Source organism: Pseudomonas sp. P5_109 (genome assembly GCF_034009455.1).
Taxonomy (GTDB): domain Bacteria; phylum Pseudomonadota; class Gammaproteobacteria; order Pseudomonadales; family Pseudomonadaceae; genus Aquipseudomonas.
In genome coordinates this window covers 1,298,690-1,310,816 of record NZ_CP125380.1, presented here as the reverse complement: position 1 = coordinate 1,310,816, position 12,127 = coordinate 1,298,690, and the positions used below count along the sequence as shown (strand labels likewise).

The 12,127-nt window shown below is 58.4% G+C and carries 12 protein-coding genes and 1 pseudogene; 3 read left to right on the top strand and 10 right to left on the bottom strand.

What is annotated here, in order from left to right; genetic code table 11:
• Nucleotides 1-63: 63 nt before the first annotated feature.
• From QMK54_RS05720 to QMK54_RS05710, 3 genes are all read left to right on the top strand, one after another.
• Nucleotides 64-408, top strand: coding sequence for a pilin assembly protein (locus tag QMK54_RS05720; protein ID WP_110659723.1), 345 nt, complete (start codon nucleotides 64-66; stop codon nucleotides 406-408).
• Nucleotides 409-795: 387 nt separating this feature from the next.
• The gene (locus QMK54_RS05715) at nucleotides 796-1,209 is read left to right on the top strand and encodes a DUF4398 domain-containing protein (RefSeq protein WP_110659724.1); all 414 of its coding nucleotides are present in this window, start codon (nucleotides 796-798) and stop codon (nucleotides 1,207-1,209) included.
• A 45-nt stretch (nucleotides 1,210-1,254) separates the two neighbouring features.
• On the top strand, nucleotides 1,255-2,052 hold the full coding sequence (locus QMK54_RS05710; RefSeq protein ID WP_110659725.1) for an OmpA family protein: 798 nt from the start codon (nucleotides 1,255-1,257) through the stop codon (nucleotides 2,050-2,052).
• A 138-nt stretch (nucleotides 2,053-2,190) separates the two neighbouring features.
• Here the strand turns inward: QMK54_RS05710 and QMK54_RS05705 are convergent, their stop codons facing one another.
• The 10 genes and pseudogenes from QMK54_RS05705 to QMK54_RS05655 all read right to left on the bottom strand — a co-directional run bounded on the left by QMK54_RS05705 (nucleotide 2,191) and on the right by QMK54_RS05655 (nucleotide 12,120).
• Entirely contained in the window at nucleotides 2,191-2,520 is a 330-nt protein-coding gene (locus QMK54_RS05705; protein WP_046041078.1) for a hypothetical protein, read from the bottom strand.
• The gene (locus tag QMK54_RS05700; protein ID WP_110659726.1) at nucleotides 2,517-3,431 is read right to left on the bottom strand and encodes an alpha/beta hydrolase; all 915 of its coding nucleotides are present in this window, start codon (nucleotides 3,429-3,431) and stop codon (nucleotides 2,517-2,519) included. The genes QMK54_RS05705 and QMK54_RS05700 overlap by 4 nt, the downstream gene beginning before the upstream one ends.
• A gap of 148 nt (nucleotides 3,432-3,579) precedes the next feature.
• The gene (locus tag QMK54_RS05695; protein ID WP_160389893.1) at nucleotides 3,580-4,857 is read right to left on the bottom strand and encodes a flavohemoglobin expression-modulating QEGLA motif protein; all 1,278 of its coding nucleotides are present in this window, start codon (nucleotides 4,855-4,857) and stop codon (nucleotides 3,580-3,582) included.
• Nucleotides 4,858-4,889: 32 nt separating this feature from the next.
• Entirely contained in the window at nucleotides 4,890-5,444 is a 555-nt protein-coding gene (locus QMK54_RS05690) for a hypothetical protein (RefSeq protein ID WP_320402201.1), read from the bottom strand.
• A gap of 213 nt (nucleotides 5,445-5,657) precedes the next feature.
• Nucleotides 5,658-6,374, bottom strand: a complete 717-nt coding sequence (locus QMK54_RS05685) for a TetR/AcrR family transcriptional regulator (RefSeq protein WP_110662344.1) — start codon at nucleotides 6,372-6,374, stop codon at nucleotides 5,658-5,660.
• A gap of 98 nt (nucleotides 6,375-6,472) precedes the next feature.
• Nucleotides 6,473-7,975: a lysine--tRNA ligase gene (gene lysS, locus QMK54_RS05680; RefSeq protein ID WP_223595297.1), complete on the bottom strand. Its 1,503-nt coding sequence runs from the start codon at nucleotides 7,973-7,975 to the stop codon at nucleotides 6,473-6,475.
• 95 nt (nucleotides 7,976-8,070) lie between these two features.
• A protein-coding gene (prfB, locus tag QMK54_RS05675; protein ID WP_098465888.1) for a peptide chain release factor 2 occupies nucleotides 8,071-9,166 on the bottom strand; the annotation gives its coding sequence in 2 pieces (ribosomal slippage) (nucleotides 8,071-9,093 and nucleotides 9,095-9,166; 1,095 coding nt in all).
• A 318-nt stretch (nucleotides 9,167-9,484) separates the two neighbouring features.
• Nucleotides 9,485-9,607 (bottom strand): annotated as a pseudogene (locus tag QMK54_RS05670) (diguanylate cyclase domain-containing protein); the annotation flags it as partial.
• A gap of 42 nt (nucleotides 9,608-9,649) precedes the next feature.
• Nucleotides 9,650-10,189 carry a GNAT family N-acetyltransferase gene (locus QMK54_RS05665; RefSeq protein ID WP_320402200.1) on the bottom strand — a complete coding sequence of 180 codons (540 nt, stop codon included), beginning with the start codon at nucleotides 10,187-10,189 and terminating at the stop codon, nucleotides 9,650-9,652.
• Between the two features lie 929 nt (nucleotides 10,190-11,118).
• Nucleotides 11,119-12,120, bottom strand: coding sequence for a PleD family two-component system response regulator (locus tag QMK54_RS05655; protein ID WP_320402199.1), 1,002 nt, complete (start codon nucleotides 12,118-12,120; stop codon nucleotides 11,119-11,121).
• Nucleotides 12,121-12,127 lie beyond the last annotated feature (7 nt).

The following is a 12,127-nucleotide window of genomic DNA, read 5'->3' as shown; positions in this document are numbered from 1 at the left end:
CCGCACAATGGCTGTCGTCACACTCACCCTGCCTGCCACGAGCGGGAGCGCAATGAGGTCAATATGAAAATCCGCGAGCTTGCCCACCACTGGGAAGAAAACGCCAAGGGTCGCCTGACCGATACCGGCTACTCGATTCATTTGGATATGGAGTCCGCCGCACGGCTGGCCGCGATCGTCGAGATGTACCCCAAACGACATCCCGAAGAACTGCTCGGCGATCTGATCGGCGCCGCGCTGGAAGAGCTGGAAAGAAGCTTCCCGTACGTCAAGGGCTCGACCGTGGTTGCCACTGACGAAGAAGGTGATCCGCTGTACGAAGACATCGGGCCGACCCCGCGTTTCCTGGCGCTGTCCCGTCGGCATCTGCACGATTTGTCGATGCCTGAGGACAAACAGAAACACTGAATTTGCATTGAACCCTGTGGGAGCGGGCTTGCTCCGGGCGGCGATCCGACGAAAGCGGTCTGGCATTCGACATCTACGTTGACTGATACACCGCTTTCGCGAGCAAGCCCGCTCCCACATTGGCCCGTATTTCAGTTTGAAAAATTGCGTTTCTCCGGGCCTGCAAGAGGTCCGGCATAGTGCTTTGCGTGACGCAAAACCCCGCCTTAGAGGCCTGCCCATTCGAACCCGTTTTTTTCGATAGCCGGCTAATTTCTCTGAACTTTCAAAAAAAGCCTCGGGTCAACCCAAGTAACCACGCCTGGGACGAGCGTTTCAAAATGCCCCGCAATTGATGGCTTCAGCGCCCAGCCCAGGATGGATTCAACGCTTTCAGGAGTTAGCCCAATGGAGTTGAAGACCATGAAAACCCGAACCGGCACATCCTCGTTCACTCATGCGCGCGGCCTCCAACTGGCGGCGCTGGCCCTCGGTACCAGCCTGATCCTGTCCGGTTGTGCCGGCAACCCGCCAACCGAGCAATACGCGGTGACCCAATCGGCCGTCAACGACGCCGTGAGTGCCGGCGGCACCGAATTCGCCGCCGTGGAAATGAAGTCGGCCCAGGACAAGCTCAAGCAAGCCGAAATCGCCATGCACGACAAACAATATGACCAGGCCCGGACGCTCGCCGAACAGGCCGAGTGGGACGCTCGCGTGGCCGAGCGCAAGGCCCAGGCGATGAAGACCGAACAATCCGTGAAGGACGCGCAGAAAGGCGTTCAGGAATTGCGTCAGGAAAGCCAGCGCACCCTTCAGTAATCGGCGCGGCGCCACGCATTCCCACTCGACTAAAAGGACGAAATCATGAAACCCAATCAACTGATGATCCCTGCCCTGCTGGCTGTCACCGTAGCCCTGGCGGCCTGTTCCACACCACCCAACGCCAACCTCGAACAGGCCCGCACCAACTACACGGGGCTGCAGGCCGACCCGCAAGCGGCCAAGGTCGCCGCCCTGGAAACCAAGGAAGCCAGCGATTATCTGGACAAGGCCGATCAGGCCTATCGGGACAAGGAGGACGCGGCCAAGGTCGACCAGCTTGCCTATCTGACCAACCAGCGGGTTGAAGTGGCCAAGCAGACCATTGCCCTGCGCACCGCCGAAGCCAATCTGAAAAACACCTCGGCACAACGGGCCGAGGCCCGCCTGGAAGGCCGGGATCAGCAGATCAAACAACTCAAGGACAGTCTCAACGCCAGGCAGACCGATCGCGGGACACTGGTGACCTTTGGCGATGTGCTGTTCGCCACGGACAAGGCCGAGCTGAAATCCAACGGCCTGATGAACATCAACAAACTGGCGCAGTACCTCCAGGAAAACCCCGACCGCAAAGTGATTGTCGAAGGTTATACCGACAGCACCGGCACGGCGTCGCACAACCAGTCGCTGTCGGAACGTCGCGCGGACTCCGTGCGGGCTGCGCTGGTGAAGATGGGCGTCGATCCAGCGCGGATCGTGGCGCAGGGGTACGGCAAGGAGTATCCGGTGGCGGATAACGCCAGCACCTCGGGCCGGGCGATGAATCGTCGGGTGGAGGTGACGATTTCCAATGACAATCAGCCGGTAGTGCCGCGTTCGGCGATTAGCGCCAACACGCAATAATCGGCCGCATCACTCCCCCTGTGGGAGCGGGCTTGCTCGCGAATGCGGTGGAACATTCAGCATCAATGTTGACTGACACTCCGCTTTCGCGAGCAAGCCCGCTCCCACATTGGATTTGTGTTGTTGGTCAGGACCGGTTTATTGCTCCAGCTTCTGCGGCGTTTCCTGCCCCATGCAGCGCACGGCTTTCTTCTTGCTGTCGACCAGCACACCGGTCAGGCCCTTCTGTTCCATGTCGAACAGCACCAGCACGCCATCAATGCACTGCGCCACTTGCGCGGCCGGTTCCAGGGAGACTTTGTAGTCTTCGCCCGGAACGGTCTTGAGCATGGTGAATTCGTTGAGCAGCAACGCATCTTCAGGCTTGGCGAAGTGCAGGTAGCCGTACCACCACAGGGCCCCCACGGTGCCGAGGATGCTGCAGATACCGGTGATGATCAGCGGGATGGCGTTACGTTCTTCACTCATTGCGGACTCTCTGGTGGTTCATCTTCAGAATTCGGCGGTGCCGGGTAATTGGGGATTTCACCCAGGCGGCGCAGGCCGTTGAAATGCTGCGGGTCATCGAGGTAACGCAGCATGACTGTGCGCCAGACCGGGTCGGCGAACGTCTGCACATGACCGCCACGGGTCAGTTGCAGCACCCGCGGCGGCGGCGCAGCTTGATACAGTCGGATGCCGTTGGAAAGAGGCACGATCGGATCGTCGATGCTGTGGTAGAGCAGTTTCGGCACATCTTTAAGCTGCGCCATGGCGTTGATCGCGCTGTCGCCATCCGGCACCAGCCATGACAACGGCACCTGGAACGTCCAGAACACCCATGAATGGCTCAACGCATACTGACCGACGCTGCGGTAGCTGGCGGGTACGCCATCGAGCACGATGGCCTTGAGTTGCTTCTGCCGTTGCGGGTGCTGGACCAGGTAATGCACGGCCATCGAGCCACCGAGGCTCTGGCCGAGCAGGATCAGCGGCTTGCCTTGAACCTCTGGCGCCCGGTCCAGCCAGGCGAACGCCGCATCGATGTCCTGATAGATCGCTGGCAGGCTTGGTTCGCCTTCGGACAGGCCATAACCGCGATAATCAACAAGCAACACCTGGTAACCATTTTCCGGCAACCAAAAGCTGCCGCCGAGGTGCATGGGCAGGTTTCCGCCATTGCCGTGCAGGTGCAGCACTGTGCCTTTGACCTCGACTCCCTGCTTCGCTGGCAGCCACCAGGCATTGAGCTTGAGGCCATCGGCAGTGATCAGGGTGACGGTGCGGTATTCGAGCCCGGCCTTTTGCGGGGTGAACAGCTGGCCGGGTTCGGGGTAGAACAGCAGTGAGCTGCAACCGTTCAAGGCCAGGAGAAGGCAGACGATGCCGAGGATTCTCATCCGTTGAAACCTCGCTTTGACGATTGGAATACATACCCCCTGTGGGAGCGGGCTTGCTCGCGAATGCGGTCTGACATTCAACATCTCAGTTGGCTGACACACCGCTTTCGCGAGCAAGCCCGCTCCCACATTTGGATCTCACCAGCCCTTACAGGATATTCGAGTAATCCGCCTCGATCCGGTCCAGGCTCAGGTGGTTGAGGAAGTTGGAGAAGCACATCCACGCCGACAACGCGTTCATGTCGCGGAACTGTTCCGGCAGGTACTTGGGCGGCACCACCAGGCCTTCGTCCACCAACTGGCGCAAGGTACGCATGTCTTCCAAGGTGGTCTTGCCGCAGAACAACAGCGGTATCTGCTCCAGCTTGCCTTTGCGCACGGCCAGTTGAATGTAGTTGTAAATCATGATGAAGCCCTTGAGGTAGGACAAGTCTTTGGTAAATGGCAGACCTGTCGGCACCGAGCCGCGGAAAACGCGACTGGCGTTGCTGTAGCTCTCGGGCATCTCGAAACCTTGCTCGCGGAAGAACTCGAACACCTGCAGGAAGTCCGCGCCCTCCTCCACCATGTGAATGGCGCGGGTGCGGTTGGTGAGTTTGCGCAGGCGGCTCGGGTACGAGGCGAAGGTGATGATTTCCATCAGGATCGCCAGGCCTTCCTGGGTCACCGTCGACGAGGGCGGCCCTTTGGCCAGGAAGGTGCAGATCGGCTGGTTCAGACCGTTGAGGGTGGTGCCGACGTGTACCAGCCCTTCATGGACTTCCAGGGCGCGCACATCGCGGTTGTTGAACATCGCGTCGGAGCGGATCTTGATGTAGTCGGCGCCGGCCGCCGCGTCGGCGACGATGCCATCGGACTCGAACACCCGAATGGTTTCCTCGGCTTCGCCAAACACCTTGTTCAAGCGATGCTGCAACATGTCGACCGCATCCTTGGCCGTCAGTGTCTTCGGTTCGTCCTTGAGGTCGCCACGGCCATCGATGTTGTTCAGGTATTCGGACAGCATCATGCCCAGGTCGGAAAGGGTCGGGTCGCCAGCGTGGAACGCATCGGAGGCGGCGCCGTACAGCTCCTGGGAAATCAGGCCGAAATCCTCGGTGCCACGGGCTTCGAGCATGCGGATCACCATGCGGTATTCCTTGCACATGCGCCGCATGATCTGGCCGACCGGGTTGAACTGGCCGAGCTGGCGGGTGATGTCGCGCTCGATGTTCTGGAACTCCAGCTTCACCTTGCTGGAATCGAACGCCAGCGGCCGGTTGAGGTAGTAGTCGCGGTCCACCGCCGGCATTTCCTTGCCCTTGGCCTTGAGGAAACCCTTGCGAATATTGTCGTCCCATTTGACCGCATCGAGTACGCGGATCGGCGTCTGCGCCAGCACGATGCGATCGGACAAAATGCGTATCGACTGTTGGTAATCGTCCACGCGAAACTCCTGTAGAAACCTGTTGATGCCGGTTATTTGGCCTTGGCCTGACGCTGATAGCGCACCGCTTCGACGAACACATCGGAATTGGCCGGGTCGTCGAGGTAGGCGGCGACTTGGTCCATGTTGCTGTCGATCATTACGCCATCGCCGTCGCCGGTCTGGAAGCTTTCACCGCTCAGGGCTTTCTGCTTGATGGCCTGGTTGATCTGATCGAGATCGAGGTTGTAGACCACCAACTCATGTTTGTCGGTCAGCTCAAAACCGCCCAGGGTGAAATGCCCACCGAACTGCGCCGGCACCTTCGCCGACAGATACCAGCGGTTGCCATGGCGTGACACTGTGAAAGGATAGGCCTCCCGCTCCCAGGGCCTGGCCCGGTAATAGCTGACGGCCTGATAGCGGTTGTCACCGATGTGCCTCAGTTCGAGGTTGAGCGCCTCGCCCCAGGCATTGGTGCTGGTCCATTTGCCGAGCAATCCTTTAGGCGCGGGTTCGCTTGTGGGCAGCGGCTCCTTGAAGGTTACCAGACAGCCACTGAGCAGCAGGAACGACAAGGCGATCACAACGACACGCCAGGCTTTCATTCAACACTCCCTATGAACACGCTTCGCCCTCAGATGCACAGCGCCTTCTGTGGCGAGGGGGCTTGCCCCCGTTCGGCTGCGAAGCAGTCGTAAAACCAGCGCATCCGGACTGACTGTCTCACCGAGGTCACTGGTTTTGGGGCGGCTTCGCCACCCAACGGGGGCAAACCCCCTCGCCACAGGCCAGTTCCCACAGGTCATGCACCAACCGGGCTACACCGACGCCAGCACCAGGTGCATGTAGCGCTTGAGGATGCCGAGCATTTCCTCTTCGGCGGCCGGTTCGTCTACGTTGAGCAGCCCCTGATATTCCATCCGCCCGATAATCGCCGTCAACACCTTGGCATCCTGATGCGGCTCGCGCGAGCCCAGCACCTGGAACAGCTGGCAAGAGCCCTGCAGCAGGATTTGCTGATGCGAGCGCACCAGTTCGGCCAGGCGCGGGTTGAGCAAAGCCTCCTGGCGGAACGCCTGCTCGGCCATCAAATGCTCGCGGCGATTGACCAGTTGCCGGTGAACGTAATCGGTCATCAGCCGGGCAATGTCGTCCGCCAGTGTCGAGCGCGCCTGCGGGCTGCCATCGCCACTGGCGATCATGTCGCGCAGCAGGCCTTCGTTGTTTACCCACAACTTGCCCATGTACGCGGCACTGCGCTCCACGTATTGGGCGAAGGTATCGGTGAGCAGGTCATCGATATCCTTGAAATAGTAAGTGGTCGCCGACAACGGCACTTGCGCCTCGGCGGCCACCGCGCGATGTCGTACGGCGCGCACGCCATCGCGCACGACAATACGCATGGCGGCGTCGAGAATGTCCTGTCGACGCTGCTCACTGCCCTGTCGGCTGGCCTTGCGGCCCTGGTACTGAACACTTTCAGCGACCGCAGTGGCGATACCCGCTGCACCTTCTTGAGCTATTGCACGAATCACGACAGGTATTTCCTCTCAGATGAAAGTAACAAGTTGATACGTTTGTACCAGACAGGCAATAAAAAGCCGCCTCAAAGGCGGCTTTTTATTTGAAACACTTACGCTTGCGGCCGCATGTGCGGGAACAGGATCACGTCGCGGATCGACGGGGAGTTGGTCAGCAGCATCACCAGACGGTCGATGCCGATGCCTTCACCCGCCGTTGGCGGCATGCCGTACTCCAGCGCACGCACGAAGTCGGCGTCGTAGTGCATGGCTTCGTCGTCGCCAGCGTCCTTGTCGGCCACCTGGGCCATGAAGCGCTCGGCCTGGTCTTCCGCGTCGTTCAACTCGGAGTAGGCGTTGGCGATTTCACGACCACCGATGAACAGCTCGAAGCGGTCGGTGACGTTCGGGTTGTCGTCGTTGCGACGGGCCAGCGGCGACACTTCGAACGGGTACTGGGTAATGAAGTGCGGCTGCTCCAGCTTGTGCTCGACCAGCTCTTCGAAAATCATCACCTGCAGTTTGCCCAGGCCTTCGAAGCCCAGCACCTTGGCCCCGGCCTTCTTCGCGATGGCGCGGGCCTTGTCGATGTCGTTCAGGTCGTCAGCGGTCAGCTCGGGGTTGTACTTGAGGATCGAGTCGAACACCGACAGACGCACGAACGGCTCGCCGAAGTGGAACACCTTGTCGCCGTATGGCACGTCGGTGCTGCCCAGAACCAGCTGAGCCAGTTCGCGGAACAGCTCTTCGGTCAGGTCCATGTTGTCTTCGTAGTCGGCGTAGGCTTGGTAGAACTCCAACATGGTGAATTCAGGGTTGTGACGAGTCGAAACGCCCTCGTTACGGAAGTTGCGGTTGATCTCGAACACTTTCTCGAAGCCGCCGACAACAAGCCGCTTGAGGTACAACTCCGGCGCAATGCGCAAGAACATGCCCATGTCCAGGGCGTTGTGGTGAGTCTCGAACGGCTTGGCTGCCGCGCCGCCAGGAATGGTCTGCAGCATCGGCGTTTCCACTTCCAGGAAGTCACGCTGCATCAGGAAGCTGCGGATGTGCGCGATGACTTGCGAACGCACGCGGAAAGTCTGGCGCACGTCTTCGTTGACGATCAGGTCAACGTAGCGCTGGCGATAGCGCTGCTCGGTGTCGGTCAGGCCGTGGTGCTTGTCCGGCAGCGGGCGCAGGGATTTGGTCAGCAGGCGCACGTTGGTCATTTCAACGTACAGGTCGCCCTTGCCGGAACGGGCCAGGGTGCCTTCGGCGGCAATGATGTCGCCCATGTCCCAGGTTTTCACCGCGGCCAGGGTTTCTTCGGACAGGGTCTTGCGGTTGACGTAGACCTGAATGCGCCCGGTCATGTCCTGGATCACCATGAACGAGCCACGGTTGAGCATGATGCGACCGGCAACCTTGACCGGGATTGCAGCTTCTGCGAGCTCTTCCTTGGTCTTGTCCGCGTACCGTTTCTGCAGTTGCTCGCAGTAGTTTTCGCGGCGGAAGTCATTCGGGAAGGCATTGCCCTTGGCGCGCTCGGCAGCAAGCTTTTCCTTGCGCAGGGCGATCAGGGAGTTTTCTTCCTGTTGCAGGGCTTGCGGGTCGAGTTCTTGGTCGCTCATGTCTTTAAATATTCCATCTGGTTCGTTGTCCCCGGCCTTCGGCCGGGGATCGCCGGCAAGCCGGCTCCTACAGGGGGGCGCGGTGTGTCAGTGTATTACAGCCCCGATTTCAGGCTCGCTTCCAGGTATTCGTCGATGTCGCCATCGAGCACCTTGTCACAGTCGCTGCGTTCGATGTTGGTGCGCAGATCCTTGATCCGCGAGGCATCGAGCACGTACGAACGGATCTGGTGACCCCAGCCGATATCGGACTTGGTGTCTTCCAGCGCCTGGGACGCCGCGTTGCGCTTCTGCATTTCCTGCTCGTACAACTTGGCCCGCAGCATTTTCATGGCGGTGTCCTTGTTGGCGTGCTGGGAACGTTCGTTCTGGCAGCTGACCACGGTGTTGGTCGGTACGTGGGTGATACGTACGGCCGAGTCGGTGGTGTTTACGTGCTGACCACCGGCACCGGAAGAACGATAGGTGTCGATCCGCAGGTCTGCCGGGTTGATCTCGATCTCCACCTTGTCATCGATCTCGGGGGAAACGAACACCGCGGAGAAAGAGGTGTGGCGACGGTTGCCGGAGTCGAACGGGCTCTTGCGCACCAGGCGGTGCACGCCGATCTCGGTGCGCAACCAGCCAAAGGCGTATTCGCCCTTGATGTGCACGGTCGCGCCCTTGATCCCGGCGACTTCACCGGCGGACAGTTCCATGATGGTCGCGTCGAAGCCGCGTTTGTCGGCCCAGCGCAGGTACATGCGCAGCAAGATGTTGGCCCAGTCCTGGGCTTCGGTGCCGCCGGAACCGGCCTGGATGTCCAGGTAGGCGTTGTTCGGGTCCATTTCGTGGCTGAACATGCGGCGGAATTCAAGCTTGGCGAGGTTTTCCTCGAGACGGGCCAGCTCGGCGACGACATCGCCCACTGCGCCTTCGTCGTTCTCTTCAACGGCCATGTCCAACAGGTCACGGCAATCGGCCAGACCGGTGTTCAGTTCGTCGAGGGTATCGACGATCTGCGCCAGCGCAGCGCGCTCGCGGCCCAGCTCCTGGGCGTATTCAGGTTTGTTCCAGACACTCGGATCTTCAAGCTCGCGATTGACTTCGGTCAGACGCTCATGCTTTTGATCGTAGTCAAAGATACCCCCGAATAGTTTCGGAGCGCTCGGACAGGTCCTTGATGGTGTTCAGGATCGGGTTGATTTCCATGACGGGCAGCACTCGTTGGCGAACTTTTGAAAGCCGGCGAGTATACCGTAATCAAGCGATCCCGGCAGCCCGCATGGCGGGTTTACCGGCGAATGGTTTCAGTCAGCGGCCACCTGCCAACTGCAAATCAAGCAGTCACCACCCACCTGTGGCGAGGGGGCTTGCCCCCGTTCGACTGCGAAGCAGTCGTAAAACCAGTCAATGCGGTATGTCTGGCAGACATAGGCGGCAGTTTCGGGGCCGCTTCGCGACCCAACGGGGCGGTGCGGCGATCCGACAAGCCCCCTCGCCACAGGTTCATCACCATCAAGTCGAGCGTTACCCAACCCCCACCTGATTGCGCCCATTTTTCTTCGCCGAATACAGCCCCTTGTCCGCCGCCAGGATCAGGTCGCGGCAATTGCTGCCCGCTTTCGGGGGGATGGTCGACAGACCGATGCAGTCGGATGTATCGGTTCCATACTCTCATCCTTTCAACGATTCCTAATCTGAAATTAAGCTTGTTAAAATATGATCCCGCCACATGCCATTCAACTTCAAATACTTCCTGGCGTACCCTTCACGCTCAAACCCTAGTGACTTCAACAATTTGGCACTTCGTTGATTTGACGGTTCATAGTTTGCCATCACCCTATTCATATTTAACTCATCCAACACATAGCTAATTGTTTGTGACAGTGCCTCTCTCATTAACCCTTTTCCTTGGTACTCTCTATCGATGCTATAACCTAAATAGCAAGCTCGAAAAGGACCTTTTACTATTTGATCATAACTTATTATACCTACTACCTTTCCGCTATCGACAAGAGCGAACCGCAACTCGTTACCAGCGGCGCGTGATAATTGGTAGCGTGACAATTGTTCCTGCCAGAACGCTTGTGTATAAAATTCAGAAGGACGTTTCGGCATAGAAGCTTCTAGATGCTTCTGATTTCTAGAAAAATATTCCGCAACAGACTGTGAATTGGATTCTGAAAAATCTACGACTGCGACATGACCTACATTAAAGTTAAGCTCTCGCATACTATCTCCTTATTATTCAAGACTAGGGTGCCCTAGCCCTGCACTTCACCCAAGAGTTAAATCACTCTTGCCACTCCTTATTTGACATAGGAGCTGAAACTGCTAGCACCAGCTATCTGAACACATGCCATCAACTTGCAATGACGGGATTAGTTGTAACCCCCACGACACAATTGATCAATATTTTTCCGTGTAGGACCGGGACTATATGCAAGAGAGACGATTCTTAAACTGTAGAGATTGCTATCAACAAGCTACAAACAAAACGCTTACCCCAAACGTATTTCTATAGCTCCTGGACTCAGGACAATTTGTCGATTCATCGAACTTTCCTAAAATTCATATTGTGTACCGATTGCGTTTATTCGTGCCGCGCTTTTCACCTAAACGTAAAGCCGCATTGCTCAGGATTTTGCTTCTACGCGTAACCGGTCGAAGGCCATGACTTCCCGGCGGAAGAGATCAGCGAAATTCTTTGTCAAAGTGGAGCAAGCGGCTTGGTTCTGAATGAAGTGCAGTGTTCGAAAAAAATCCGGCAAAATGAAAATCGGGAGCAGTCCCGCAAAGCTAAAAATAGCGTTCAGGAACTTGAGTGCGAATTGCGTCGCAAAGACAAACCGCGTGGTTGGTGCGGCAGGAATAGCTCAACGACTATTGGGGGACCAACAAAGAGGACCAGTGACGTCTTTATGAAACGGAAGTTACTCGGGACATGCACGCGAGGAGATCCGCAACGAAGTCGTCGTCCTGCACGACTTCGCTCTTGTACTTACCATCCCGCTGCGAGACAGCTGCGATTGAAGAACGTCATTGGGCGGCGAACGCAGGCGCAGACTCCGTAAAACATACGAATAGCTGACAGGTTTATTTTTACTCCATCAAAAATAAGCTTGTCAGCTATTTCTAATCAACCATCGGTGCGCACGCCCCTACTCAACCCCCACCTGATTACGCCCATTGTTCTTCGCCGAATACAGCCCCTTGTCCGCCGCCGAGATCAGCTCCCGGCAATTGCTGCCGGCTGTCGGGGTGATGGTCGAGAGGCCGATGCTGATGGTCAGGCTCGACCCTTCATTCGGCGAGTTGTGCGGGATCTTCAGGGCTGCCACGGTCTGGCGCAGCTTCTCGGCCACCAGCCGCGCACCACCTGGCGAGGTGTTGGGCAGCACCAGGGCGAACTCTTCGCCGCCGTAGCGGGCCGGCAGGTCCGAAGGCCGGGCGCTGGCGTCGCGGATCGCCGAGGCGACCTTGCGCAGGGCTTCATCGCCTTCCAGGTGGCCGAAACTGTCGTTGTAGGCCTTGAAGTAGTCGACGTCGATCATCAGCAACGACAACTGGCTCTGCTCACGCAGTGAACGGCGCCACTCCAGTTCCATGTATTCGTCGAAGTGCCGACGGTTAGACAAACCCGTCAAGCCATCGGAGTTCATCAGGCGTTGCAGCACCAGGTTGGTGTCGAGCAGTTGCTGCTGGCTGACCCGCAACGCGCGGTAGGCCGCGTCCCGTTGCAGCAGGGTCATGTAGGAGCGCGAGTGATAGCGGATGCGCGCGACCAGTTCGATGTTGTCCGGCAGCTTGACCAGGTAATCGTTCGCCCCGGCCGCGAAGGCCGCGCTCTTGATCAGCGGATCTTCCTTGGTCGACAGGACGATGATCGGAATGTCCTTGGTCGCCGGGTGATTGCGGTATTCGCGCACCAGGCTCAGGCCGTCGAGGCCGGGCATGACCAGATCCTGCAGGATCACCGTTGGCTTGATGCGCACCGCATGGGCGATGGCCTGGTGCGGGTCGGCGCAGAAGTGGAAATCGATATTATCTTCATTCGCCAGGCCGCGGCGCACGGCTTCGCCGATCATGGCCTGATCGTCTACCAGCAATACCATGGCGGCGTTTTCGTCGGTCTTGAAGTCGTCGAGCTGTAATTCATTCATGTGCGGT